We start from the raw sequence: 25,238 nt of genomic DNA, 5'->3' as shown, positions 1-25,238 counted from the left end.
ACGGTCATGGGGTCCCAACGCCGCATCGCGGGTGTTTTGTTGGTCGTCGCTGCGGTCGCTGCCGTGCTTCTGCCCTTCGCCTCCGGCTCGCTGCTCACCATCGGGCTCGGCGGCATTGCTTTCGCCGCCGGGATTGGACAATTTCTCCGGCTTGGGAGCGAAGCTGGTGGCCAAGCTCGGCTGTTCCGAGTGCTCACCGGGCTGCTTTACTGCGGCGCCGCCCTTTGGGTCCTGATCGATCCGATCGACAGTGAAATCAGCCTGACGCTGTTCGTGGGCGTGCTGCTTCTTGTCGAAGGGGTGATGGAATTGGCGGCCGGAGCCACGACAGCGGACCCAGCGGCAGGTCTGACTGTGCTCGACGGGGTCGTGACAGCCATTCTTGGCCTACTGCTTGTGCTCGAGTGGCCCTCCGACAGCCTCTGGGCCCTCGGCACCCTGTTAGGCGTTGGCCTGTTCCTCTCGGCCCTGAACCACTTCCAAGCCCCCACATCACCGAGCGAGCAAGCCTGATGGGACGATCGGGGCGCCTGATCCACTACCTGCGCCGCCATCCGTTCGATGCGCTCCTCACCCTGGCGATCCTGATCTTGATCGCCTGGATTCTCTGGAGCACAGGTGCCTGGGTGTTAACAGCAGCAGATTGGTCTGTCGTCAGCAGCAACCTGCCTCTGTTCGCCAGCGGCACTTATCCAGCGGACCAACGCTGGAGACCGATCCTGTGGCTGCTGCTGTTGCTGCTCCTGACCCTCTGCACGCTCGTGCTGCCCGTGAAACGCAGCCCACAGAGCAGGGGTGTATTCAGGCTGCTGCTCCCCTGGCTATGGCTGGCCATGCTTCCCTTCGGCATCACCCTGCTCGGAGGGGGGATGGGGCTACCCGCCGTTCCCTCCCGTGCCTGGGGAGGGCTGGCCCTGACCCTGCTGCTGACGGGAGCGAGTGGCTTTCTGGCACTGCCCCTAGGCATCCTGCTCGCGCTCGGACGCAATAGCCCCTGGCCCGTGCTGCATCACAGCAGTCGCCTCTACGTCGACCTGATGCGTGCCGTCCCCCTGATCGCCGTGCTCTTCTTTGGGCAACTGCTGATCCCACTGTTTCTACCGGTGAATCTGGAGATCAACCGCGTGCTCCGGGCCGTGGTTGCTTTTGGTCTCTTTGCTGCCGCCTACGTGGCGGAAGACATTCGCGGGGGCCTGCAGGCCATCCCCCGCACCCAGCGAGAAGCCGCCGCCGCTCTTGGGCTCACCACGATCCAAAGCCTGCGCTGGGTGGTGCTCCCTCAAGCGCTGAGGATCTCGCTGCCGGCACTGACCAACCAAGCCATCGGCCTGCTGCAGAACACCAGCCTCATGGCTTTACTCGGATTGGTGGAACTGCTTGGGATCAGCCGCAGTTTGCTCGCGAATCCCGACTTCATTGGTCGTCACCTCGAGGTCTACCTCTGGCTTGGCGTGGTGTACTGGCTGGTCGGAACCGCCATGGCCCTACTCGCCAGCCGCCTTGAGACCAGTCGATAGAGCTATGACCACAGCCATCCAGGCCAGAGACCTCTGCAAACGCTATGGGAACGGGCCCCTGGCTCTGGATCACGTCTCCCTGGAGGTGAAGCTGGGCGAGGTGCTCGTGGTGATGGGGCCTTCAGGATCCGGCAAGAGCAGCCTGATTCGCACCTTCAACGGTCTCGAGTCGATCGATTCGGGGACTCTGAACGTGCTCGGAATCCCCCTGGATGCCGAGGGGGATGAGCGGCAGATCCGCAGGATCCGCAAGCGGGTGGGCATGGTGTTTCAGCAATTCAACCTCTTCCCCCATCTCTCGATCCTCGACAACATCACCCTGGCACCGATCCGGGTTCAGGGAATTGCCAGGCCGGAAGCAGAACAACAGGCCAGAAGCCTGCTGTCGCAGATGGGGATTGCGGAGCAGGCAGACAAATTCCCTGCCCAGCTCAGTGGCGGTCAGCAGCAGCGGGTGGCGATCGCCCGTGCCCTGGCGCTGAAACCGGAGGTGATGCTCTTCGATGAACCCACGAGCGCCCTGGATCCCGAGCGAGTCAAGGAAGTGCTGGATGCCATGCGAGCCCTGGCATCTGAGGGCATGACCATGGTGGTGGTCACCCACGAACTCGGATTCGCCAGGGACGTGGCCGACCGCGTTCTCTTCATGGACCGCGGGCGGGTGGTGGAACTCAATGATGCGTCCTCCTTTTTCAACCATGCCCGCGAGGAACGCAGTCGCCGCTTCCTGAGCCAAATGCAGCACTAAATGGCCTGCAAACGCCTCAGGGCGCTCTCAGCAGCCATCAGCTCCCGTTCGGTGCTCAGCCAACTCTCATTGTCTGCAGGAAGGGCCTCCACTTGCTGAGCCAAGCGCTCGAGCAACTGATCCCGTCGGTCACTGAGACTGAGCGCCAACCGCTCCCAGTGGCGAGGGATCGAGCAGACGGGGCCAGCAGCACGCATCGGTCAACCTGTAGACAATCTGAAGTCTGTCACAGGGGTCGTGGGTCAAGATCGAATCACCCCTGTTCGGCTGATCGCGGATGCTTCGCCTCTTCGCCGAACTCGTACCCACGCTGGGGCTCGGCTATCTGATCGGCCGTCGGCGCCCGAGCTGGACAAGGCCCCTTGCCTTGCCACTGGTGCGTTTCGGAGTGCCGATCAGTCTGATGGGACTCCTGCTTCGCAGCGGACTGAACTGGGCTGTGCTCGGCTACGCCGCGATCGCCGTCTTCGGCATCCTGCTGATGCTCACCATCACGCAGCAGCAGCGCTGCCAGGCCCTGGGGCTCGGCACACCGACCCTGCAACTGGGCAGCTGCGTCGGCAACACCGCCTATTTCGGGATTCCCGTTGCCCTGGCCCTGCTTCCGGAGGAAGCTCTTCCAGTGAGCATCGGCTACGACTTCGGTGCCACCTTGCTGGCGTGGGGACTGGGTCCCCTCTGGCTGGCGAGGACGCAGGGGCAGGAACAGGCTGGAACCCTGATCTCATTGTTACGCCACATCAGTGAAAGCCCTGCCAGTCGTGGGCTGCTGGGCGCTCTGATGGTTCAGCTAACCCCCTGGCGAGCGGACATCGCCGCGCTGCTGTGGTTTCCCTCCAGGGTGGTGATTGTGCTGGCCCTTGCCGTGGTGGGCATGCGCCTAGGAGCGATCGAACCGAAGGGCGAGGCGACCGCCTCCAGAGCAGGTCTCGGCGCCTCGCTGATCGCCAAATTGGCGTTCTATCCCCTGCTGATGCTTCTGGTCACACGCCTGTTGCCCTTGGCCAGCAGCAGTCGGGATGCGCTGGTGTTGCAGGCAGCTGCCCCCACGGCAATCTCCGTGCTGCTGATGGCGGAGGCCGTGCAGCGTGAACACGACACCGCAGCCTTGCTGGTGCTGCGCAGCACTCTGCTGGCGCTGATCAGCGTCCCTCTCTGGTGGTGGCTGCTGCAGTGGTTCGGAACACCCTGAAGGTGAGATTGATCCGAACCTCCTGCAACCGCCGCCGCACCGGCACAGCATGCAACCACTGCTGCTGACAGCCAGGGGCCATCACCAGCAGATCGCCATCAGCAAGTTCGAGGTCACGGCGCTCCTTGGAGAGGCGATGGCGAAACTGAAACGTCCGGGATGCCCCGAAGGAGAGCGATGCGATCGGATGGGCGCCATCGATCTCAGGCTCATCATCGGCGTGCCAGCCCATGCGGTCATCACCATGGCGATACAGATTGAGCAGACAGCCGTTAAAGGCAGTGCCGCAGGCAGCATTGACCTTCTCCAGCAAAGGTTGAAACCAATCGGGCCAGCCCCCACCGCGATGGAGAACTCCGCTGTAGCGATAGGAGACCTGCTGGTCTGCCAGGAACACCGTCAGCCGGGGCACGGGATGGCGGCGTCCATACACCTGAACCACAGGCTGCTCCCAGAGCAACTGCTCTTGTAATCGACCCATCCAGTGCCTGCAGGCCTCTGCCTCCATCCAACGGCGGTGCAGATGCCAAGGCTCGAGCATCATGGAATCGGCGCTGGACGCCCCCCATGCTGGCTGACTCCCCCGATGCGCAAACCCCAGATGGGCAGCCGCCTCTGATCAAGGCCCTGTTGCGTCCAGAGGCCTACCCCCATCCGGTGGAATCAGTGCAGCTGGTGGAGACCCATATCTCCTGGGTGCTGCTGACTGGCCTGTGGGCCTACAAAATCAAAAAGCCGATCGATCTCGGCTTTGTGCAGGCCGCCACCTTTGAGCAACGCCTGCATTACTGCCGAGAGGAGCTACGCCTGAATCAGCGGCTGGCCCCAGATCTTTACGCCGCCGTGGACTCCGTGGTCGGCCCAGCGGAGTCGGCCCGGATCCTTGCCTGCGACCCCGACCAAGCACGACGGAACCAACAAGATCTGCTGGAAGCGACGGTGCGCATGCACCAATTCCCCTCCAGATCTCTGCTGAGCAACTGCCTCAACGAACCATTACCGGACAGCTGCTTCGAGGAACTGGCCGACAGCCTCGCCCAGTTCCACCATCAGGCAGCCCGTGCGGCCCCGACAGGCCCTCTCGGCACCGCTTCAGCAGTGATTGAACCAGTCCAGGCCAATCTGCTGGTGCTGGATCAACGAACACCCAAGGGGCCGATCCACGCCGCCCTCGCCAGGCACCGCACCTGGACTGAGCAGGAGAGCGAACGACTCTCCCCACGCTTCCAACAACGGCTCGAAGCGGGAGCCATCCGTGAGTGCCATGGCGATCTGCATTGCGGCAATATCCACCGCCGAGCCGACGGCAAGCTCGAGGTCTTTGACGCCATAGACTTCAACCCAGGGCTGCGATGGATCGACCCAATCAGTGAGATCGCTTTTCTGGTGATGGATCTCCAGGTGCAGCAGCAATCGGGAGCCGGCGCCATCCTCCTCAACCGCTGGCTGGAGTGCAGTGGTGACTACAGAGCCATGGACCTCTGGCGCTGGTATGTCGCCTACCGGGCCATGGTGCGGGCGAAGGTCACTGCCGTGCGCCAGGGCCAACAACCCAATGCAACGTTGATGGGAAGAGTGAGCGACTACATCGAGCGGGCTACCCAGATGGAACAACCAGCGAAGGGAGGGCTGGTGTTGATGCATGGGCTGAGCGGCAGTGGCAAATCCACCCTCAGCCGCTTCCTGGTGGGAGCGCTGCCGGCCCTGCGGGTTCGCTCGGATCTCGAACGCGCCAGGGCCTTCGGGCGACTGCCGTTGCAGGTCGGCTGGCGCACGGATCCTGACCCCTACAGCGCTGAGGTCACAGCATGGCTGTTCGAGCAAAGGCTCCCAGAGCTGGTGGAGTCCCTACTGAGCAGTGGTTTTGATGTGATCGTGGATGCCACCTTCCTGCGACGCAGGGAGAGGGAGTGGATGCGCCTTTTGGCGAAACGGATGGACCGCGCCATGGTGATCCTGCACTGCCAATGCAGTGATGCCACGGCGTCGACCCGGATCCAACAGCGCCAGGCCCTTGGTCGCGACCCATCCGAGGCCGATTGCTCTGTCCGTGAGCGACAGAAACAGTGGATCGAGCCTCTGGATTCACAGGAACAGGCGCAGAGTGTTGTCTTCCGAGAGGGGGATCGGCCATCCAATCTGCTGCCGGTGCTCAGATCCAAGCTCCTTGGAGAGCCTGTTGCAGGCGATGCATCTGAGTAACAAGCAATAAAGCTGGTCAAGAAAAAGCCTGCGATGGCCGATAAATTTCGGAAATGGCGGCACGAATCTCCGAAGAGGAATTCCTTGAACGGGCGCGTCAGCGCTTCGGAGACCGGTTCGATTATTCGGGTATTCACTACCGGAGCTACAAAAGCCCGATCAAAATTCTCTGCCGCAAACACCCTGTGCAGCAGATCTGCATCACACCTGAAAAACATCTCCAGACCACAGGCGGATGTCGCCACTGCGTCAGGGAAAAACGTGTGGAAGCTCTCGAACGGGAGCTCAATCGGGGCCCATCCAGCGAGCGTGCGATCGAGACCAGCGCCTCCGTGATGAACCAGGTGATTGGCAAGAGCGCTGGTGTTCTGCTCCTTCTCCTTCTTGCCCCTTCAGCCCTCGTGGCGGGAAGCATCACCGCCGAGTCGGTCTGGGATGCCCAGGATGCCAGCGAAAGGGCCCAGCAACAGGTGCCGCAAGGCAGCACTGTGACCGACACCCAATGCACCACCATCCAGGTGCGCGAAAGCGATCGCTATCGCTGCACGGTGTTCTACAGCGACAAAGCGCAGCCCATCAGCCCGCCAGACTGACGCGCTGATAACAGAACCAGACCCACTGCTGAAACAGCAGATTGCGATGGGAGCGCCAGAGGGTCTGGGGGTGATCAGCATCAAAGTTCTCGGGAGGCGGCACATCACCGCGAGCCCGGTCTCTCTCCATCTCCCCCAGGATCCTGGACGTGTTGTATTCGGGATGCCCCAAGTGCATCAGCTGACGCTGATCGGTGGTCTCGAAGATGGTGTAGCCGACGTCTTCGCCATGGGCGAGCAAGCGCAGCCTTCCCTGACGCTGAGCGGCCTCCATCGCCGAATCCGCCAGTCCGGCATGGCGACTCTGGGGGCAGAAGAAGCGATCATCCTGGGTTCCCATCAGGGCATGGCCCGGCACCAGGCTGCGCATGGGATACACCCCAAACAGCTTCTTTTCAAACGGCATCTTGTCGACTCCAGCCAGATACGCCAAGGCAAATCCGGCCCAACAAAGCCCAAGGGTGCTGGCGCAACTGCGTCGGGCTTCCTCGATCAGATCCACAAGTTCTGGCCAATAGGTGACCTGCTCGAAAGGAAGATGCTCCACTGGAGCACCGGTGATGATCAGGCCATCGAGGGGCGCCTGAGCGGTGGCCTCCTCCCAGCTCACGTAGAGCTGATCGAGGTGGTGATGGTCCCAGGTTTTATAGGAATGACTGGTGAGTCGGATCCAGATCGGTTCGATCTGCAGAGGGGATAGCCCGAGGGGATGGAGCAGGTTGAATTCGTACTGCTTTCCCAGGGGCATGATGTTGAGAATGCCGATCCTCAGGGGCCGGATGTCCTGACGCTCGGCAAGCTCGGGCTCGATCCAGGAAATGCCGTTGCGTTCGACCGCGGCGATCTTGTGATAGCTGCGCGGAAGAATCAGTGCCATGGGGTCACGCCTTGAGGTCGCAGATCAGGAAAGCAATGCCAGGGCCTGATCGAAATCGGCCTTGATGTCATCGATGTGCTCCAATCCCACCGAAACGCGAACCATCGTGGGGGTCACGCCTGCGGAGGCCTGCTCCTCCTCCGAAAGCTGCTGGTGGGTGGTGGAAGCTGGATGGATGACAAGGGTTTTGGCATCACCGACATTGGCGAGATGGCTAGCGAGCTGAAGACCATTGATGAAGCGAACCGCATCATCAAACCCACCCTTCAGGGAGAACATCAGCATGCAGCCCATCCCCCGGCCGGTGAGGTACTGCTTCGCTCTGGCGTGATAGGGATCGCCGACCAGTCCGGGATAGCTGACGGATGCCACCCGGGGATGGTCCTGCAACCAGGACGCCAGGGCCATCGCATTCTCCGCATGACGCTCAACACGCAGGCTCAAGGTCTCGAGCCCCTGTAACAGCAAGAAGCTGTTGAAGGGGCTCACCGCCGGGCCCCAGTCACGCAACCCTTCAAGCCTTGCCCGCAGGGCAAAGGCGATGTTGCGGTCAGCGGGAACACCCAGCATTTTGCAGATCTCGCTACCGAAGCCGAAGGCATCCCAGTGGACCAGTCCGTGATAAGCGGCACTGGGCTCACTCATGAGCGGGAAACGGCCGTTGCCCCAGTCAAAGCTGCCGGCATCCACGATCACACCACCGAGGCTGGTGCCATGGCCACCGATCCACTTGGTGGCGCTTTCCACGACCACATCGGCACCGTGTTCAATCGGTCGTAGCAACGCTCCACAGGCACCCAGGGTGTTGTCAACAATCAGAGGAATGCCACGCTCCTTAGCCAGGGCAGACAAGCCGGCGAAATCAGGAATGTTGAAGCGGGGATTCCCCATCGCCTCCACATAGATCGCCTTGGTGTTGGCATCGATCTGGGCGGCAAAACTGGCGACGTCGTCACCCTCAGCGAATTTGACCTGAATGCCGAGGCGAGGGAACTGCACCTTGAACTGGTTGTAGGTGCCGCCGTAGAGGAACGAGGTGGAGACAAAATTGTCACCAGCCTGCATGCAGTTGGTGATCGCCAGGAACTGAGCGGACTGACCAGACGCTGTAGCAAGGGCAGCCACACCTCCCTCGAGGGCAGCCACACGCTTCTCAAAGACATCCGTCGTCGGATTCATCAGACGGGTGTAAATGTTTCCGAACTCCTTCAGGCCAAACAGGTTGGCACCGTGCTCAGCGTCATTGAACACGTAGGAGCTGGTCTGGTAAATCGGCACCGCCCGGGCATTGGTCGCCGGATCAGGAGCCTGTCCGGCATGCAGCTGCAGGGTCTCGAAGCGATGCGAAGCCAAGGCCAGTCGAGCAATGAATCCCTGTTCTAGCTTCCGGCACCAGGGTCCCGACTCCAATCGGCAGGCGGTTCAGGTTTCTCGCTGTTGGCCAAAGACGGCAAGGTCTCCCGAAGGAGTGGCGTGAGTCGAGCCCGGACCTGATCCCGGAAGCTGACCAGCGCATCGGCGTGGAGCACGGGATAAGGCTGAGCTCCTTCCAGGTCACGCAGAGGTCGGAAGCGAGTCGACTCCTTGGCCTTCAGGGCCTCAAGGGCGGCCATGAAGTCGTACTGGCGCATCTCACCCGATGAGGCGGCAAGAGCGGTGGCCATCTCAGCCAGCTCCTCGCGAACGGGATCGAAGCCCTTGGCTTTCAGGGTGTCGGGAAGGCCGAGAACGGGTTGGTAGTAGTCGAGTAGGCGCAGCTCCTCCTCGAGCAACATCGGCCAGGCACCCTGGGCACCATCAGGCAAACCGAACGCTGCCTCTGCTGCCTGCATGGCATCGAGATGGAATTGAAGCCAACGCACATAGGCCTTGTCACGCAGCCCTTTGCGGGCAGCTGCCTTGCCGCTGAGGATGGCCGGGAGGGCAGCTTCTGCCTTGCGAAGGAAGAGTCGGTCCTCCCGTTCGAGGTTCATCGCCCCCCAGCGCTGGCGGTACTCCCACAGTTCGGCATAACGGGCCACGTCCTCGGCAGACCAGCCAAGCGACTTGAGCTCATCGCCCCGATGCGTCAGTTCCTTGGCCACGCGCAGGATTGTTCTCAGTTGGTCGCAGCGTAGTTGGTGGGCTGCTGAAGGGCTGGCGACGCAAATAGTCCCGAACATGAATCGGTTTTGCCTGGGCATAGCCCACGGGCAACCAGAGATCCCCTGCAGCCGAGGCGTAGTGAATCTCCCAGTGGTACAGGCCCCGGTAGGCAGCCGGATCAGCCTTCAAAACCGCGGCGTAGCGCAGAACGGCCTCTCCGTAGTGATGGCTGTTGTTGTACCCCCAGAGCCCGCGGCGGATATCGCTGAGTCCCCCCCGACGCACGAGGTAGCGAGCAGCGGCATGGATCGCATCCCAGGGATCACGAATGTTGCCGCCACGACCGATGCCTGGCTCCGCCCACGTGCTGGGCAAAAACTGCATAGGTCCCTGGGCATTGGCGACCGACACCCCATCGATCCGACCCATACCGGTTTCGACCAGATTCACCGCCGCTAGAACCTCCCAGGGAATCCCGGTCTTGGCCGAAGCACTGCGGTACGCCTCGAGCAGGCGCTCAGCCGGGGCCGGTGCCTGAATGCGCCATGCGGGCAGCGTCGAACCAGCCGGCCCCCGGTGCATGGCCAGAAATTCCCGGCGGGCCGCGACGTGCTGATCAAACAACCAATGCCAGGAGGGCGACAGGGCTTGGCGGACCTGTCGAGCCCTTGCGGGATCGCGGGAGAGCACCCGATAGATCACCTGCTGCTGATGGGCGAGTCGCGGCAGGGCTGAATCCGGTGTCGCCGGCGCCCGGATCGCAGCCTCAAGAGCCTCCAGCAACGTCGCCAGCGCGCTGGGATCCTGCGGGATCAAGGGATAGTGGCGACCGTCCGCACTGCGGGGAAGAGCGGGGTGGGTGGGAAGCACCGGCAGGGAGGCAGGCGCGACCCTTGAGGCCTGGGATCCCCCCCCTCCGCTGCGCTGACTGACGATGACCGCCGGTATCAGCAGCGCCGCCAGCAGAGTCCAGCACCAACGACGTGAACGGGCACGGGCCATCCGGTTGAGGGCAGCGATCAGAACGACAGAAAGGCGCGACGGTCGTGGAAATCAGCCTGCTCCGCTGGATGGCGAAGGGCCCAGGTGCTCAAGCGACCATCCCGTTCCTCCACCACCATGGCAAGACCGAGCTCGGGCTGCACTCCTGGAGGCCACCAGGGGTGCAGGGGAAGCTGGATATCGCCGCGAAGATCGCGGAGGCCGCGCTGGAGGGTGAGCGAGGGTGGTTGTTCGACAGCCAACGGCACATCAACAGGTTCCCGTCGCACCCGGTAGGCGTCAAAGGCATAAAGGTTCCAGTCGCCGGAGGGGGAGACATTGAGCTCCCAGTAGCAAGGGCTTCCGGGTAAACCGAGAAAGGCCTCAAAACAAGTGTGCTGCCAGAGATCATCCCGACGTTGAGGGGTCGGTTGGAGCGGGGGTAACAAGAGCTCCTCCAGATCGCCACTGGGCAGCAACGGGCGAAGACCAAAGCTGAGCTCAAGCTGGCCGGACTCTCTCCAGACAAACTCGACACGGATGGAGAGGGTCGGACTCAGTTCTGATGCAAAGGGATGCAAAGAGCAGACCTGACGCACCATCACGGAATGGCGGGCCATGTCAGGAGCGGACAGGACAGGCGCTGATCGATGCCTGGACTAGATCTGAAATCGCGTCCCACTGGCTTTCGATCGACTCGGTGAGGGCGAACTGCACAAGCGCGCGGTCGAGGTTGTGCTCAGGCCGCTCCGTACGGAAATAAATGTCGCCCTCGAGATGATCCGTCAGGAAGCGGAGACCCAGCTCGAAGGGAATCAGGCGGATGCAATCGGGGAGATAACGCAGATCGGCATCCGTCAAAAAAGAGCGACCAATGGCGAGATAGCCATCGAGGATGGAACGACACAGCGAGAGATCAAAGCGCACGGAGGCGAGGTCGAGGGTTTCCTCTCCGGCGGCATTGCAACAGGAGCGCAGACAGTCACCAATGTCGTAATGGATCAGGCCAGGCTTGACCGTATCGAGGTCGATCAAGCCAACGGCCTGGCCATTGCTCTCATCGATCATGACGTTGTTGATCTTCGGATCACCGTGGATGGGACGACGTTGAAGCTCGCCTCGAGCACAGGCAGCCTCCAACACATCCACCCCCACACGCCTGCGCTCCACATGCTCGAGAGCCTGCTGCAACCTGGGCTCGGACGCTCCATCGACCGAGCAGCAAGACAGCACGGCATCGTAACGAGACAGGTACGCTGGCGTAACATGGAACCCTTCGAGGGTGTCGGCCAGCTCCCCCGCTGGTAGGTCACTAATCAGGTGGTGGAACATCCCCAGGCCGTAGCCGATCTCACGGGCATGGCTGGCATCACGGATCACATCCGTGGTGGTCGCAGCTCCGATGTAGGTGATCGATCGCCAGAACTGGCCATCGTGTTCCACCCAATGGCCCGCCTCCCCGCGGGCGGCGAGCACGCGGGGCACCTCCCAGCGCCGACCTGCGAGTTCGGGTGGTGGGGACGCCAAACGGCGCTGCACATGACGACCCAGGGTGAGCAAGTTGCCCATCACCAGTTCCGGCCTGGCAAACACAGTCGTGTTCAAGCGCTGCATCACGAAAGCCGGAGGATCACCCTCTCCATCCAGCCGAACCAGAAACGTGTCATTGACATTGCCGCTGCCAAGCGACTGAATCCCAGCGATCCGCTCAGGTGGGTGAAACTGCCCGGCGATTTGCTGCAGGGACGATTCGTGATGAAGAGCCCCTTCAGCCATGGGTGATCGCATGCGTCTCAATCCGGAGAATGGCGCGATTCCATCGCCACACCAGGGGCGAGTGGTCAGAACCTCAGGCAGCATGGGGCCACGTCCGCACACGGCTTGCCTTGCCCCGTCTGTTGCATACAGCCGACTGGCAGATCGGCAAGCCGTTCCGCTGGGTGGAAGACCAACAGAAGCGGATTCGATTGCAACAGGCGCGGATCGAAGCGATCAGCCGGATCGCGGAGCACGCCCAGAGGCAGAACGCTGATGCACTGCTGGTGGCAGGAGATCTCTTCGATTCCGCTGCCGTCCCCACCGCCACGGTGATGGAGGTGCTGGAGGTGATGGCCTCCATCCCCTGCCCGGTGCTGGTGATTCCCGGCAACCATGACCATGGGGGAGCTGGTGGCATTTGGCGCCGAACTGACGTGCAACGGGAGATGCAGCAACGCTGCCCCGGGCTACAGCTTCTGCTGGAGCGCCGCCCTATCAAGCTTCCGGAGCTGGTGGTCCTGCCCTGTCCACTGCTGCGTCAGCACGAAGGCGAAAGCCCCACCGCATGGCTCGATGCCCTCGACTGGAGCAGCCTTCCTTCGGACTCCAGTCGTGTGGTTCTGGCCCATGGCTCAGTGCAAGGCTTCAACGGTGGCGATGACGACCTTGAAGCCGGAGGTGGCGGCAGGGCAGAGAGCAACCGTCTCCGGCTCGGGCCCGGGATTGAGCGGGAGGTCGACTACATCGCCCTGGGCGATTGGCATGCTCTCCATCGGGTGAGCGAGCGCTGCTGGTACAGCGGCACCCCCGAACCCGATCGCTTTTCACGCTCGAGCGCTGAGCAACGCGGACAGATCTTGCAAGTGGACCTGAAGCGGCAGAGGCCGCCCCAGGTCACGACTCTGGGAACCGCCGGCATCCAATGGCATGGCCTCAAGATGCAGCTCAACTCCAACACCGACCTGGAGCGACTGGAGCACTGGCTGGATCAGCAAGTGGGCCGCCGGGTGGGCAAGGATCTGATCAGGCTCGAACTCGAGGGACAGCTGAGCCTCGCTGACCATCAGGCCTTCGCGCAGCGCCTCGAGCAGTTGGAGCCATCGTTGCTGCACCTACGTCTCCGCGGGGAAGGCATCCATCGAAGGCCGCAAGCAGAGGAGTTGAGTGAGCTGACGGATCGCCGAGACGGCCCCTTGCTCAGTGCTGTGGCGCTGCAGTTACTGGGGGAGCTGGAGCGAAGCAACGATCCCGAGCAGGTCACGCTGCTGGAGACAGCCCTGTGTGAACTGCATCGTCTCTGCGAACGGGAGAGCGGTGAGAACCCAAGGGCTCAGAAGGAGGCCCCATGCGCTTGACCCATTGCCGCCTGGAATGCGTGCGCCGTCATCGCCATCTGGAACTCAGCTTTGCCCCAGGTCTCACCTTGATCAGCGGCGCCAACGAGAGTGGAAAGAGCTCCCTGGTCACCGCCATGCACCGGGGTCTGTTCCTGCGGGCTAGCGCGACGGGAGCGGCGGTACAAACCCTGTGCTCTCGTCTCCACGCCGGCCATCCCTTAGTGGAGGTCGGCTTTGAGGCAAGAGATCAGAGCTGGACTGTTCAGAAACGCTTCAGTGGCAGCAGTGGCAGCGTGCGACTGCGGTCCGATGGTCAGCCAGCCCTGTTGGGCAGCGAAGCAGAAGAGACCCTGGCAACGCTGCTCGGCGTTGAGGAGATCCTCGGCAGTCGCCAGGCCAACCGGATCCTGCCGAGCCGCTGGGCCCACCTCTGGGTGATGCAGGGAGATGCCGGTCAAGACCTGCTCGGCCGCGGCCCGGAGCACTATGCCCTCGATGCCCTGATTGAACAGCTGGAGGCACGGGCGGAAGGAGCGCTGCAATCTCCGCTGGATCAACGCATCCATGACGAACTGGAGCTTCTTGTTCAAAGCAGCCTCAGCACTCGAGGCGTGCGCCAAAACAGCCTGCTCTGGCAATGCCAGCAGGACCTGAGCGCAGCGCGAAACACCCTGGAGGAGGCGCGGCGTCAGCGACAGAACTTCGAAGACAGCAGCGAGGAGCTGGATCGAATCGTCGGAGAGATGAAGACGATTGAACGAGAACAGCTCCCAGCTCTGCAGCGAAGCCGCGAGCGCCTCGAGCAGCGACGCTCCCTGCAGCAGGCCATCGAACCGCTGACCTTGAAACGGGAACGGCTGGAACGCAATCGCGCCGCCTTGATGCAATTCGATGCGGAGGAACAACAGCAAGCCCTGGAACGCCAGCAGCTCGATGCAGGCCTGGAGCCCATGGAAAGAGCGTTGAAGCAGAAACACCAACAGCACGAACAGACGCAAGTGGAGCTCGAGAAGCTCGAGCTGCAACGCCAGAGCCTTGAACAACGTGGCCAGTCGTTGCGCCGCCGGGAGGAGCGGCAGGACCTGACGGCGCAATTGGAGGAGTTGGAGAGCAAGCAACGCACGCGATCATCCCTCCAGAACCAGCTCCAGGCCGTGCAGGAGCAGTTGAAGCAGACCATCAGCCTGAGCGAAGAGCAACTCAAGGCCCTGCAGGCGCAAGAGAAGCAACTTGAACACCTCCGCATCCGTCAGGAGACGATGGCCACCCGGGTGAAACTTCTGCGGGCGCAAGAGAGCATTCTCATCGATGGCAGTCCCCTTGAAACCGGAGAGGAGCGGCTGTTGAGCGAAGCCTTCAGGCTCCAAGTCGGCGAGGCGATGGAACTGGAAGTCATCCCCGGGGGAGGGAGCGATCTCAAGGTCCTGGTGGAGGAGCGGACCGCCTTAGAACGGCGACAGGCACAAAGGCTTGAAGCCCTGGGGGTGAGCAGCCTGGCTGAGGCTGAGCAGCAATGGCGTCGACGCACCAAACTCGAGGCTGAGTATCGGTTCCTTGGGGAACAGCTTCAACGCCAAGGATCGAAGGATCAGCAGGATCCAGCTGAGGCGATCGCCACCCTGCGAGACCGTCTGGAAGCCCTCGAGGAACCCATGGCATCCCAGGAGGAGGAGCCGTCAGCATCCACCACCTCTCCAACACACGCACAAGCGACACTGCGCGAGGCATTGGAGCAATGTCGAATCACCTACCGGAGGGTGCAAGACAGTTTGCGACTGGCAAGGGAGCAAAGCCGACAGCAAGAACAGGAACTGCGAAGAAGCGACCAGGAGTTGCAACAGCGTCGGCTGCGCCGGGAGCGCCTGGATGCTGCATCCGAGGCACGCCGTCGGCAGCGCGCCGAAGTGGTGGAACAGAGTGGCGAACTCGCGACACTGGATCCGGCCTTGGAAGCCCTGCGTGCGCAAGAGCAGGCCCTGCGGAAGCGCCTCATCCCCCTCGAGCAAGAGGAAGGCTTAGACGGAAAGGAACTGGAGTACAAGGACAGCCTGCTGCGCAAGCGCCTGCAGGAGCTGAGCGCCCAGCGAGGTGCTCTTCAGGAGCGCTGCGAAGCCCTCAGCCTTGCGGATCCCTATGGCGCCGAGGAGGAAGCACGTACCCGGCTCGACCAGTGCATAGCTAGGGAGCAACAGGAACGCCAGCGCGTGGAGGCCCACCGTCACCTGCTGAGCTTGTTCCAACAGGCCCGAAGCGATCTCTCCAGCCGCTACACGGAACCCTTACGCCTGAGCATCAACCACTTCCTCACCCCGCTGCTCAGACAGACGAAGCCTCCAGAGGGCAGGCGGGGAGCCGATGGCGTTCAACTTGGCTACGACCCGAAACAGGGGCTCGAAGCCCTTGGGCTGGAGAGAGACGGCCTTGCCTTTGCCTTTGAGGATCTCAGCGGCGGCATGAAAGAACAGCTGAATGCCGCCATGCGGTTGGCGATTGCCGATGTGTTGCGTCATGGCCATGACGGCTGCCTTCCGGTGCTGTTCGATGACGCCTTCACCAACAGCGACCCCAATCGCCTGCAGGCTGTTCTCTCCATGCTGCGGGAGGCCGTCGAGCGGGGCTTGCAAGTCATCGTGATGAGCTGTGACCCCGATGCCTATCGCCCCATCGCCGATGCGGTGGTGGAACTGACTGACAACTGAACGGCTCCTGCCCAGCAGCTGAACAATCAGAGAGCGTTTTCGATCACGTTCATCGCCTTCAGGTAGGCGGGGGGTTCACCAGTGGCTTCTAGGTCGTCCAGAACTGCGTCGTCGCGGATTAGGCGACGGGCGTTGTCGGCAATCACCGCATTCACCATCAAATCCATGGCTTCGGGCTGCGCGAGGTTCTGAAGGGCCTCCGCATAGCGACGGCTATGGGTTGGACGTACGGACTCCTGGCAGTAGTTCGACAGTTCGCGGCTGTCGGTCATCACCGAGAAGGCCACCTCCTTGGTGGCGCTGTTGCCGTAGATCGCCATGTAGAGCAAATTCAACATCGAGGCGTCATGCACGGGAATGGCGTACTTGCGGGCGATCTGAGGCCAGAAACGCAAAGCCTTGAGCCCCTCAAGCCCTCCCTTGCGTAAACCGGCCTGCTCGCACCACCCCTCCAGCTCTTCCATCGAGGCGGGACAGCGCTGTTCACTGCGCATCCTTTCCGCCAGAACCTGACCGGCCTGAAAGTTGCGTGTGGGTTTTCCCGAGACCGGAAGCATCATGCTGCCGCGCACATCGGCCACCATGGCCGTGAGCTGGGCGAAGGTGTGATCGCGCACCTTTTCCATATCACCACCGCGCACCAGAGCCGCTTCGATCCGTTGCACGCCGTAGCCGAGTTCCGTGAGCGGAAAGGGCTGACGGTTGTAAAGCCGCTGGCGATCCCGGCGCGCTATCGAAACGGTGGCGGCCTGATCAAGGCACTGATCGAGCAATAAGGTCAGCAACGTCGGCAAAACACCGGGGTTGTCCTGGTGAAAGCTGTAACCGAAACCGGCGAAGACCGACGACATGTTCTTGGCCGCCTTGATGTATTGGCCTTCGATGTTGTGGACGCCTGGAGAGACCTGAATATTGGGTGAAAGCTGGTCCAGCATGCGGGCACCGAGAAGGGCCGTGAGTGCATTGGGATGGCAGAAGTTCGCCGTGAAGCTGTCGAGGGGATTGCGCAGGGCCCCATGGCGATGAAAGCCAGAGAAGAACGCGAGGTTCGGAACCTTCTCACAAAGCACATAGGACTCATTGGCGATGTGGTCATGGCTGAAGGAGCCGGCTAGGCAGGCCAGCACCACCTGCTCCCGACCCAGCTCCTCTCGCAGACGACAGGCTTCAGCCAGATCCTCCTCCACATGGTTGCTGTTAGCGCTGAGCACCACCAGTTCACAGCGCTGAAGGAGGTCGGCCAGGGTGTTGGTCAGGCGTTGACCTTCGCTGAAATGGCTCGCCATGCGCTCGACGGCGTCGACATGCGCAGGATCCATGCCCTCAAGGGCCGCTGGGGGGAAGGCCCCGAACAGATCACGGCCAGGCCTTGGTGCCAGCAGGAGATTGGGGGTCTCGTCCTGCTGCATCGCGCAGTTGTAGGCGAGAGAGGCTGGATACAGCCCCACGCTGTAGAAACCGACGCGGCCGGACTCGAGCTCCAGGATGCGCCGCCTGATCGGCTCAGCATCGAGGCTGCGGGGAAAGAAGGTGTTGCTCTTCAGGGCCGTATCCATGCTGCTGGCAGCGCGCGAGGCCTCGGGGCCATGATCCCCCGACACCCTAAACACGCGTTTCCATGGCGCTCACCCTTTACGGCGGTCAACGCACCCGCGCCTCGATGCCGCGCTGGTACATGGAGGAGAAGGGCATCCCCTACAACCTGGTGGAGCTCGACCTGCAGGCCCAAGAACACCGCCAGCCGGATTTTCTGACGATCAACCCGTTTGGAAAGCTTCCTGCTCTGGAAGATGACAGCCTCCAGGGTCCAGATGGACAGCCCCTGAAACTGTTTGAGAGCGGCGCGATCCTGCTGCATCTTGCAGAACAGCACAGCAGCGACATTCACTCCGCGGCAGAACGGGCTCTCACCAGCCAATGGCTGCTGTTCGCTAACGCAACCCTGGCCATCGCCCTGTTCGTGCCCAGCAACCGGGAGCGGGAGTTCCCACGCCTCATGGGTGAGCTGAACCGCCAACTCGACCCAGGCCATCCACTGGTGGGCCAGAGCTGGGGAGCAGCGGACTGTGCTGTGCAGGCCTACCTGGCTTATCTGCCGATCTTCTTCCCGGACATTGACCTGAGCCCATACCCGGTGATTCAGACGATGATCGAGCGGGTTCGCGAACGCCCCGCTTATCAGATCGCCATGGGAGCGCGCTGAATCGATGACACCAATCAGCCTTGACTGCTTGAACGCTGAGCTGGCCGCCAGCTCTGACCTCCTGATCGTGCAAGACCTCGATGGCGTCTGCATGGATCTCGTGAAAGATCCACTCACCCGGAGGATGGATCGCGGTTACGTGGAGTGTGTGGCGCAGATGCACGGCTGTTTCGCTGTGCTCACCAATGGAGAACATGAGGGACGTCGTGGCGTGAACCGGCTGGTGGAGCAGGCCCTCGGCGATCGTGTTCGGCCAGGGCGCGATGGTCTCTACCTCCCTGGCCTCGCCGCTGGAGGTGTGCAGCTCCAGGACCGCTACGGCCGCCTCAGCCACCCTGGGGTCAGCGATGAAGAGATGGCGTTTCTGGCAGAGGTTCCGCAACGCATGGAGAGGCTCCTGACCGAGCGGCTGCCGGCACTGATGCCGGAGCTAACAGCTGGGGATCTCAAGCAGGAGATCCAACGGGCGATTCTCGACACTCAGGTGTCACCGACCATCAACCTCAACAGCCTGTTCGCGAGAGTTCCAGGTGATGTGACCCGGCAGCGAGAGCTGCAGACGATGCTCGCGTCCCTGATGGATGCACTGATGGCCGCAGCCGACAACCAGGGACTCGGTAACTCCTTCTTCCTGCATGTGGCCCCCAATCTGGGGCGAGATCCCCAGGGGCAAGAGCGATTGAAACCGGCTGAACCCAACGATGTGGGCAGCACCGACATCCAGTTCATGCTGCGCGGAGCCATCAAAGAGGCGGGGCTGCTGGTGCTGATTAACCGTCACATCGCCGCCCGCACCGGCAGCGCTCCCCTGGGCGATGACTTCAACGTGCGCACCGCCCCCCACAACCATGAAGCCCTGTTGAGCCTCTGCCATGAGCGCATCAGCCCGGATCAAATGCCCCATCTGGTGGGAGTCGGAGACACGGTCACCTCAACCCCCTGTCCTTCCGGGACCGGTTGGCTGAGGGGCGGCAGCGACAGGGGCTTTCTGACCTTGCTCCAGGAGATCGGCGACCGCTACGACAAAGCCAACCGGGTGGTCCTGGTGGACAGCAGCGGCGGCGAGGTCGACCGGCCATCCCTCGCTGATGGATCCCTGAAGGGCATCAGTGACCCTGAAGACCCCCTTCGCATGGATGTCTGCATTCCCGATGGACCGCAGGCCTATGTGGCCTGGTTCAAGGCACTCACGCAGGCCCGGAGCGGGGCAGGACACGCACCATGAAGGGCAGAGCGGTGATCGACGGTTTCCCTCCGCTCACCCAGACCGCCTGCTCCTCGCTCCAGAGACGTCGACCCGGAACGATCAGGCGCGACTTGGAGGCATGATCCGGCAGATAGGCCGCCTGGAAGCCCAGGGCCTTAACCAGTAGGCGTAGATCATCGAAATGAACGCCGTCAGCGGTTTCGATCACCTCCAGCCGACCATCGGCCCGCAAGCCGTAGACGATGCGCACATCGGCGAGCTTCATGGCGCCGTACACGCCGCGATAGCTCTCTGGTGGATGACTGACGGTGTGATCGAAGGCATGCAGGCCACCGATGAACCAGCGGTAACGCGCCTGGCGTTCCGGGGTGAGATCGCCGTAGCCAAACACCAGCTCCCCTGATTCGGAAACCGCCACGTAGGCCCGACCTGCGGCGGCGGCACGGTTTCCGGCGCGCCAGAGGCCATTGCGAAGTTTGAGATCACCGTGCAAGGCGATCCCAAGTGGCTCATTCGGGTGCCCCTTCTCAAAGGTGGGGCCCGTGAAGAACAGCAAGGCTGCAGCGTCGTCATTGGCCTCCAGCTCCCGCTGCCAGCCGCCGAAAAATTCAAGATCCACCCAGCGTGGATCAAGGATCATGCTGCTGTAGCCCACGGTGACGGCACTGCCGTCAGCTCGCTCGAGCGGCAGCGCCTGATCGGGCTGATAGCTCGCGATCTGATCGAGGGGCGGGGGCTGCGGGGGCTGCTCTGGAACCAGCCAGGCAATCGGATCGATCTCACCCTGAGGAGTCTGGAGCAGGAGATCAGGACGGATCAGGGCGAATCCACTGCCAAGCAACCCGGAGATTGCACCGAGCACAACCAGTGGCAAGGCCCTCACGGCATGGCCCATATCTCGAAGATCATCCTGACCGGATCGCAGGCATGGACAGCCAACATTCACCAAACCCTCACCGAAACGAACGCTCCGGTGGCTGTGATGGATCAGAGACTGATGACAGCCGAGAGGTGGGGCCATGGCCGACACACTTCAACGCCTGTTGACTCCCAGGCATGCCTGTCTCTGTCTTGAGATCGGTGCCCAGGCCCGCAGCTGGGATTGCATCCAGGGAGAGCTCAGCGCCCTGAGCGAGGACGGCGCCTGCGTGATCCTGGATGGAGAGATCGGCACGCTGCCCAGCCAGCAGGGACACCTGAGCCTGGAAGATGCCCAGGGGCATTTCGGCGAGTCCCGCGCCGTCCAGGTGCTGTGGCATCGCCATGAACTGGGGCATAGCTGCCTGGGGCTGCGCTTCAAAACGCCAAGCACACGCTGTAACGGCAATGAAGAGACTTGAAGCAACATCAAGAATTGACCCCATTGACTCACTTGCGCTTGCAACCCCTAAAAACCTGAACAACAGTTAGATCACTGATTCGGAGGCTCCATGTCGGAAGACACTCCACCCCGCCAGCAACAAGGAGTTGGCTGACGTTTTCGGACCCTGCTCCAACAGTCTCGTTCGAATTTCTGAAGTCTTAAGGTCAGTCAAGCCCTTTTCAAAAAGGGGTTTATGATCTCCCTATGCGCCGTGCCAGGTGCCCCAGGGTCGCAAAGATTTCATTGCTGAAACGTCATGGCCCCAGGGCCCTGCGCCAGCAACTCCGCACAACAATTGAATCATTTTGTGCAGAGTCGATCGAGCCTGCACGTTCTATCTATTCGGTTCGCGATCACAAAGATCCACTGCCAAAGCAGCCATTGAACCTGAGGCCCGGCCCCATGGTCGGGCCTCTCTGTCTGTCTGTTATTCACACCCTGGAGTCTTCACAATCCAGAATGGTCCCCACTGGATTGCACGCCCTGGCCTCGACGACCCGAACCACGAGCTTCCCCACGCTGCATCGGAACCAGCTGCACACGTTGCAGGTGAACCTGGGCTACCGCTGCAACCAAAGCTGCAGCCACTGTCATGTGAATGCCGGTCCTTGGAGGACCGAAATGATGGCGGATCATCTGATCGAGATCATCCCCAACTTGCTGGAACGGCTACAAATCAAAACCCTTGATCTCACTGGTGGGGCACCCGAACTCCATCCACGCTTTCGCTCTCTGGTGGAGCGGACACGATCCTTGGGAATTGCGGTGATCGATCGCTGCAATCTGACCATCCTTCAGGAGGATGGTCAGGAGGATCTCGCGGAGTTCCTGGCAGCTCAAAACGTGCATGTTGTGGCCTCGCTGCCTTGTACGGAGGCGGAGCGAGTCGACAGCCAGAGGGGTGACGGAGTGTTCGAGCGCAGCATCCAAGCTCTACAGCGCCTGAATGCCCTCGGCTATGGGAACCCTGACGGCTCCTTGCCCTTGGATTTGGTTTACAACCCGGCAGGAGCGGCGCTGCCACCACCCCAGGCGCAGCTGCAAGAGCACTATCAGCGGGCCCTTGCAGACAGCTACGGCCTGCGTTTCAACCGCTTGCTCACTATCACCAACATGCCGATCGAGCGATTCGCCCGCGACCTCGCCCATCGCGGCGAGCTGGAGACTTACCAAAAGACGCTTCAGCTCGCCCATCGCCACGAGAACCTCGAGGCCGTGATGTGCCGAGGACTGATCAGCGTCAACTGGACGGGTGAACTCTTCGACTGTGATTTCAACCAGCAGCTCGGGCTTTCGATCAAGGGACCGATCCGCCATCTGGAGGATTTATTGGATCAGACCAATCAGCTGATCGGCATGGAGATTCACGTCGCGGATCACTGCTTCGGCTGCACCGCTGGTCATGGTTCCAGTTGCTGCGGGTCCCTGAGCTGAGAGCATGAACCAACCACCAGACTTGAGCATGCAAGATCAGGCTCCGGCCCATTGCGGCAGTAAACCGAAGCGGATTGCCTTCGGCGTTGCCCCCCTCGGCACCATCTCCATCGGCATCGTGCCGATGGGTGTGATCTGCATTGGCGTTGTGCCCATGGGCGTGGTGTCCATCGGTGTCGTGGCCATGGGAGTCATCAACTGTGCGGTGGTGGGCATGGGTCTTCTGGCGGTAGGCGTCAACACCATGGGGGTCTGGACCGCAGGGCCCCAGGGCATGGGCCTCGTGCATCTGGGCGGCGGAACAGGAAGCCATCACGCCCATCAGGGCGCCTCGCATCAACACAGCCCTTCTGGAACCGCCACCGCCAGCGAACCAGACACCCTGCTCGCCTATCCGACCCGCGAAGAGGCCGAACAGCAAGCCCTGAGACTCGGCTGTTCAGGTAGCCATCGGATGGGTGACTACTGGATGCCCTGCCTGAACCATGCAGAGGCCGTCAGCGACAATCCGGGCAAATCGCACGCACATTGAGGCTCGATTCGATCAACTCGAACCCATGGCTTTGAGCTGCCTCGCGGCCAGCTTCAATCACAGGAATGCTTTCAAACTCCTCGGTGCGTCCGCAGCGGATGCAGACCAGATGATGGTGATCGCGATGGTCACCAGAGCAAAGCTCAAAGCGACGTCCACCTTCCGTGAGCTCCAGCTCCTGCAGAAATCCCATCTCCACCAGAAGCCTGAGGGTGCGGTAAATCGTGGCGAGGGACACCCTGGCTTCCGCTTCCAGCAAGTGCTGATGCACATCCTCCGCACTGAGATGGGAGCCGGAACCGATCCGCTCAAACAGATTGAGCACTCGCCGACGCTGTGGGGTGAGACGCCGACCGTCCTCGTGAAGCCCACGCTCCAACGGCTCCTTCACCCGCGTCGACGGCGATCCTGCTGACATCGGTTTCCGTCGATCTTCTCAACAGTAACCACTAATGAGAGGAGGCGACAATGGTGGTGCCGATCAGGCTTTCATTGTGCGCCTGCTGCAGCTGAGTGATCCCCATCTGGTGAACCGGGCTTCTGCGCTGGTGCGCGGCAAGCCAGCTCTGCGGCTTTGGCATCAAGCCCTGGAGGAGGGCCTGACCCTTCACCCTGATCTGCTGCTGGTGAGCGGTGACCTCTGCCAGGACGAAAGCTGGGGCGGATACCAGAAACTGCGCGACTCCCTGGAACGGCTACCAGACACCGTGGCGGTAGCGCTGCTGCCAGGCAACCATGATCATCCAGCCCTGTTGCGAGCCGCGCTTGGCAGAACTGCGGCGGTGGCGCCCGCCGAGCTGCTGGTTGGCAACGCAAGGGTGCTGCTTCTCTCCAGCCATCAGGCCGGAGCTTGCGCCGGTGCCTTGGGAACCGCGCAGCTCACCTGGCTTCAGAAACGGCTGACAGACCCCAGCCAGGCGGGACGACCGCTGCTGGTGGCCCTCCACCATCCCCCCGTGGCGATCGGAGATCCAGGGATGGATGCCATCGGCCTGAAGGATGCCGCCGCGCTGATCGCCATGCTTCAGCCGGCGACGGACCTGCGCGCTGTGGTGTTCGGCCATATCCATCAACACTGGCAAGGTGTTTTGCCAGGGCGTCAGGATGTGATCCTGCTGGGCTGTCCATCAACCCTGGCGTCATTCCAGGCCGTGCAACCCTGCCCCCTGAATCGACCGGAACACCCCGGCGGGCGCTTGCTGGACATCAAGGAAGACGGAAGCGTGGGGACAACCCTGTTGCGCTGGGGGTAGGGTGCCCCATCCTCCTGAATGGTTTGCTGAAGGCTTTGGCCGGATCCTGGCAAGTGGTGATGCGCTGCCTGGCCAGTGCTCTATTCCTGCTGGCCCATGGCCTGCTGGTTTTGGAGCACGTGGCGATTGGAACCGCTCTGCATGGCATTGCCGAACTGTTTCTGGCCCCTTGGGCGGTCCGTCACCGTGCCTGGGATCTCATCGTGATCGGCATCGTGTTCTGCGTGTTTGACCTTTGGGGGACCATCCGGCTCACCGGAACAATCAGCTGAGGTCGGGAGCTCTGAGCGAATTAAGGCCCGACCGTCTCGACCCACCAGCGCTCCACAACACCACCGATGGCCCGACCACGCTCGACACGAGCAGGGGCAGGGATCGTGACCACCGACAGTTGGCGACCGTTGCGGCGGTAATCAAACCGGCAGAACCCCACCCCGGTTCCGGAACAGGCCGACAGGCTGGTGAGGGGCACGCCGGCCCGTTCCTGATCCAGGGGCAAGGTTGGACCGATCGGATGCGGACGCCAGCCTGAGGACACCAGCACCGCATCCGCTTCCAGAATCGACTGACCTGCGCTGAGCGGCAGACCGCGCCTCGGCTGGGCGGCCACGGGCGCCATGCCCAGAGCCAGCAGCATCACCAGGAAGGACGAGCGGGGCATGCCGGTGGAGGCGACCACCCTGATCCATAGCCACGGATCGGCGGCCCCGACCACAGCCCTCAGGCGGGGCCCCTCCCCTCGCTCAAGCAGAGGCTGGTGAGCTTCTGCACGGTGCCAGGCAGGTTGCGCGACACCGGGCAGAGGGCCATGCGCTGACGGATGTGATCAAGGGCAGCGGCATCGGCCTTGGCGCGATCGTCTGGGCTGGCCGCGGGGTCGAGGCTGATGCGGAAGTCACCCTGGAAGGCGGTCAGAATCCAGTCGTCGCCGGTGGTGACCTTGATGTCGCCTTCGACGCGATGGAGGGGAAGCGCCATCTCCCGGGCATTGGCCACGAGATAGAAGTGTTGGCAGAGCAACAGCGAGAGCAGGAGGAGCCGAAATCCCGGCGTGGTGAGGGTTGGATCCTGGGGTTCCCACTGCCCCTCAGCATTGAGAAAGTCCACGACCAACGCTTCGGTCTGACGATCCGGCGCGGTGTGGTCGCTGCGTAGGCGGAACTGGAAGATGCGATCGGCCATGGGAGGAGGGTGATCCACCGAATGAGTCCATGGTATGCCTTTACCGGCATAAGCGCATCAAGGGATTGGTCGGAT

General features: G+C 62.1%; 27 protein-coding genes and 1 pseudogene. 15 read left to right on the top strand and 13 right to left on the bottom strand.

Annotation, left to right across the window (positions count from 1 at the left end):
* Positions 1 to 6: 6 nt before the first annotated feature.
* Genes H0O21_RS09410 through H0O21_RS09400 form a run of 3 tightly spaced genes read left to right on the top strand, consistent with a single transcriptional unit; the run spans position 7 to position 2,265 of the window.
* Positions 7 to 513, top strand: coding sequence for an HdeD family acid-resistance protein (locus H0O21_RS09410; protein ID WP_185189494.1), 507 nt, complete (start codon positions 7 to 9; stop codon positions 511 to 513).
* The gene (locus tag H0O21_RS09405; protein ID WP_185189493.1) at positions 513 to 1,517 is read left to right on the top strand and encodes an amino acid ABC transporter permease; all 1,005 of its coding nucleotides are present in this window, start codon (positions 513 to 515) and stop codon (positions 1,515 to 1,517) included. Before H0O21_RS09410 ends, H0O21_RS09405 begins: the two co-directional genes overlap by 1 nt.
* A gap of 4 nt (positions 1,518 to 1,521) precedes the next feature.
* Entirely contained in the window at positions 1,522 to 2,265 is a 744-nt protein-coding gene (locus H0O21_RS09400) for an amino acid ABC transporter ATP-binding protein (protein WP_185189492.1), read from the top strand.
* Here H0O21_RS09400 and H0O21_RS09395 read toward each other — a convergent pair.
* Entirely contained in the window at positions 2,262 to 2,462 is a 201-nt protein-coding gene (locus tag H0O21_RS09395; protein ID WP_131457305.1) for a hypothetical protein, read from the bottom strand. The genes H0O21_RS09400 and H0O21_RS09395 overlap by 4 nt on opposite strands.
* A gap of 80 nt (positions 2,463 to 2,542) precedes the next feature.
* Between H0O21_RS09395 and H0O21_RS09390 the strand changes: the two genes are divergently transcribed.
* Positions 2,543 to 3,457 (top strand): AEC family transporter, encoded by a 915-nt coding sequence (locus H0O21_RS09390; RefSeq protein WP_185189491.1) that lies wholly within the window; start codon positions 2,543 to 2,545, stop codon positions 3,455 to 3,457.
* Here H0O21_RS09390 and H0O21_RS09385 read toward each other — a convergent pair.
* Positions 3,408 to 4,001, bottom strand: coding sequence for an alpha-ketoglutarate-dependent dioxygenase AlkB (locus tag H0O21_RS09385; RefSeq protein ID WP_185189490.1), 594 nt, complete (start codon positions 3,999 to 4,001; stop codon positions 3,408 to 3,410). The two genes, H0O21_RS09390 and H0O21_RS09385, sit on opposite strands and share 50 nt — an antisense overlap.
* Before the next feature lie 23 nt (positions 4,002 to 4,024).
* On the opposite strand from H0O21_RS09385, the gene H0O21_RS09380 reads away from it, so the two are divergent.
* Together H0O21_RS09380 and H0O21_RS09375 are read left to right on the top strand one after the other, a co-directional pair.
* Entirely contained in the window at positions 4,025 to 5,659 is a 1,635-nt protein-coding gene (locus H0O21_RS09380; protein ID WP_185189489.1) for a bifunctional aminoglycoside phosphotransferase/ATP-binding protein, read from the top strand.
* Positions 5,660 to 5,712: 53 nt separating this feature from the next.
* Positions 5,713 to 5,976, top strand: a pseudogene (locus H0O21_RS09375) (hypothetical protein); the annotation flags it as partial.
* Positions 5,977 to 6,235: 259 nt separating this feature from the next.
* Here the strand turns inward: H0O21_RS09375 and H0O21_RS09370 are convergent.
* The 6 genes from H0O21_RS09370 to H0O21_RS09345 are packed head-to-tail and all read right to left on the bottom strand — an operon-like array spanning position 6,236 to position 11,971.
* Positions 6,236 to 7,129, bottom strand: coding sequence for a homoserine O-succinyltransferase (locus H0O21_RS09370; RefSeq protein WP_131457299.1), 894 nt, complete (start codon positions 7,127 to 7,129; stop codon positions 6,236 to 6,238).
* 24 nt (positions 7,130 to 7,153) lie between these two features.
* Positions 7,154 to 8,482: an O-acetylhomoserine aminocarboxypropyltransferase/cysteine synthase family protein gene (locus H0O21_RS09365; protein ID WP_131594142.1), complete on the bottom strand. Its 1,329-nt coding sequence runs from the start codon at positions 8,480 to 8,482 to the stop codon at positions 7,154 to 7,156.
* Positions 8,483 to 8,508: 26 nt separating this feature from the next.
* Positions 8,509 to 9,213, bottom strand: coding sequence for a hypothetical protein (locus H0O21_RS09360; protein WP_185189488.1), 705 nt, complete (start codon positions 9,211 to 9,213; stop codon positions 8,509 to 8,511).
* The gene (locus H0O21_RS09355) at positions 9,182 to 10,216 is read right to left on the bottom strand and encodes a transglycosylase SLT domain-containing protein (protein ID WP_185189487.1); all 1,035 of its coding nucleotides are present in this window, start codon (positions 10,214 to 10,216) and stop codon (positions 9,182 to 9,184) included. The genes H0O21_RS09360 and H0O21_RS09355 overlap by 32 nt, the downstream gene beginning before the upstream one ends.
* 17 nt (positions 10,217 to 10,233) lie before the next feature.
* Positions 10,234 to 10,815 carry a DOMON-like domain-containing protein gene (locus H0O21_RS09350; RefSeq protein ID WP_185189486.1) on the bottom strand — a complete coding sequence of 194 codons (582 nt, stop codon included), beginning with the start codon at positions 10,813 to 10,815 and terminating at the stop codon, positions 10,234 to 10,236.
* A gap of 1 nt (position 10,816) precedes the next feature.
* Positions 10,817 to 11,971 carry a phosphotransferase enzyme family protein gene (locus H0O21_RS09345; protein ID WP_185189485.1) on the bottom strand — a complete coding sequence of 385 codons (1,155 nt, stop codon included), beginning with the start codon at positions 11,969 to 11,971 and terminating at the stop codon, positions 10,817 to 10,819.
* Positions 11,972 to 12,000: 29 nt separating this feature from the next.
* Between H0O21_RS09345 and H0O21_RS09340 the strand changes: the two genes are divergently transcribed.
* Both H0O21_RS09340 and H0O21_RS09335 read left to right on the top strand, forming a co-directional pair.
* Positions 12,001 to 13,308 (top strand): exonuclease SbcCD subunit D, encoded by a 1,308-nt coding sequence (locus tag H0O21_RS09340; protein ID WP_370523030.1) that lies wholly within the window; start codon positions 12,001 to 12,003, stop codon positions 13,306 to 13,308.
* A complete protein-coding gene (locus H0O21_RS09335) occupies positions 13,299 to 15,989 on the top strand; it encodes an AAA family ATPase (RefSeq protein WP_185189484.1) in 2,691 nt (896 codons plus the stop codon). Before H0O21_RS09340 ends, H0O21_RS09335 begins: the two co-directional genes overlap by 10 nt.
* A 26-nt stretch (positions 15,990 to 16,015) precedes the next feature.
* Here H0O21_RS09335 and H0O21_RS09330 read toward each other — a convergent pair whose 3' ends face one another.
* Positions 16,016 to 17,545, bottom strand: a complete 1,530-nt coding sequence (locus H0O21_RS09330; protein WP_185189483.1) for a hypothetical protein — start codon at positions 17,543 to 17,545, stop codon at positions 16,016 to 16,018.
* 62 nt (positions 17,546 to 17,607) lie between these two features.
* On the opposite strand from H0O21_RS09330, the gene H0O21_RS09325 reads away from it, so the two are divergent.
* Positions 17,608 to 18,192, top strand: coding sequence for a glutathione S-transferase family protein (locus H0O21_RS09325; RefSeq protein WP_185189482.1), 585 nt, complete (start codon positions 17,608 to 17,610; stop codon positions 18,190 to 18,192).
* Positions 18,193 to 18,196: 4 nt separating this feature from the next.
* Positions 18,197 to 19,417: a glucosylglycerol 3-phosphatase gene (stpA, locus tag H0O21_RS09320; protein ID WP_185189481.1), complete on the top strand. Its 1,221-nt coding sequence runs from the start codon at positions 18,197 to 18,199 to the stop codon at positions 19,415 to 19,417.
* Here stpA and H0O21_RS09315 read toward each other — a convergent pair.
* Positions 19,380 to 20,420: a hypothetical protein gene (locus H0O21_RS09315; protein ID WP_255440969.1), complete on the bottom strand. Its 1,041-nt coding sequence runs from the start codon at positions 20,418 to 20,420 to the stop codon at positions 19,380 to 19,382. The genes stpA and H0O21_RS09315 overlap by 38 nt on opposite strands.
* Between H0O21_RS09315 and H0O21_RS09310 the strand changes: the two genes are divergently transcribed.
* From H0O21_RS09310 to H0O21_RS09300, 3 genes are all read left to right on the top strand, one after another.
* Entirely contained in the window at positions 20,419 to 20,739 is a 321-nt protein-coding gene (locus tag H0O21_RS09310) for a hypothetical protein (protein WP_185189480.1), read from the top strand. The genes H0O21_RS09315 and H0O21_RS09310 overlap by 2 nt on opposite strands.
* 482 nt (positions 20,740 to 21,221) lie before the next feature.
* Complete coding sequence (gene arsS, locus H0O21_RS09305; protein WP_185189479.1) at positions 21,222 to 22,196, top strand: arsenosugar biosynthesis radical SAM (seleno)protein ArsS; 975 nt, start codon at positions 21,222 to 21,224, stop codon at positions 22,194 to 22,196.
* A 28-nt stretch (positions 22,197 to 22,224) separates the two neighbouring features.
* Complete coding sequence (locus tag H0O21_RS09300; RefSeq protein ID WP_185190968.1) at positions 22,225 to 22,728, top strand: hypothetical protein; 504 nt, start codon at positions 22,225 to 22,227, stop codon at positions 22,726 to 22,728.
* Here H0O21_RS09300 and H0O21_RS09295 read toward each other — a convergent pair.
* The gene (locus H0O21_RS09295) at positions 22,694 to 23,146 is read right to left on the bottom strand and encodes a Fur family transcriptional regulator (RefSeq protein ID WP_185189478.1); all 453 of its coding nucleotides are present in this window, start codon (positions 23,144 to 23,146) and stop codon (positions 22,694 to 22,696) included. The two genes, H0O21_RS09300 and H0O21_RS09295, sit on opposite strands and share 35 nt — an antisense overlap.
* A 76-nt stretch (positions 23,147 to 23,222) precedes the next feature.
* Here H0O21_RS09295 and H0O21_RS09290 point away from each other — a divergent pair, with 76 nt between their 5' ends.
* Positions 23,223 to 23,981 carry a metallophosphoesterase gene (locus tag H0O21_RS09290; RefSeq protein ID WP_185190967.1) on the top strand — a complete coding sequence of 253 codons (759 nt, stop codon included), beginning with the start codon at positions 23,223 to 23,225 and terminating at the stop codon, positions 23,979 to 23,981.
* Between the two features lie 35 nt (positions 23,982 to 24,016).
* Positions 24,017 to 24,253: a hypothetical protein gene (locus H0O21_RS09285; RefSeq protein WP_131457268.1), complete on the top strand. Its 237-nt coding sequence runs from the start codon at positions 24,017 to 24,019 to the stop codon at positions 24,251 to 24,253.
* Positions 24,254 to 24,273: 20 nt separating this feature from the next.
* Here H0O21_RS09285 and H0O21_RS09280 read toward each other — a convergent pair whose 3' ends face one another.
* Complete coding sequence (locus H0O21_RS09280; RefSeq protein ID WP_255440968.1) at positions 24,274 to 24,660, bottom strand: hypothetical protein; 387 nt, start codon at positions 24,658 to 24,660, stop codon at positions 24,274 to 24,276.
* 41 nt (positions 24,661 to 24,701) lie between these two features.
* Positions 24,702 to 25,163 (bottom strand): hypothetical protein, encoded by a 462-nt coding sequence (locus tag H0O21_RS09275; RefSeq protein ID WP_185189477.1) that lies wholly within the window; start codon positions 25,161 to 25,163, stop codon positions 24,702 to 24,704.
* Positions 25,164 to 25,238: the final 75 nt, after the last annotated feature.

This window comes from Synechococcus sp. HK01-R, from assembly GCF_014217855.1.
In the GTDB taxonomy this organism is placed as follows: domain Bacteria; phylum Cyanobacteriota; class Cyanobacteriia; order PCC-6307; family Cyanobiaceae; genus Synechococcus_C.
The sequence above is the reverse complement of the archived record's forward strand: the minus strand, read 5'-3'. Positions and strand labels throughout refer to the sequence as shown.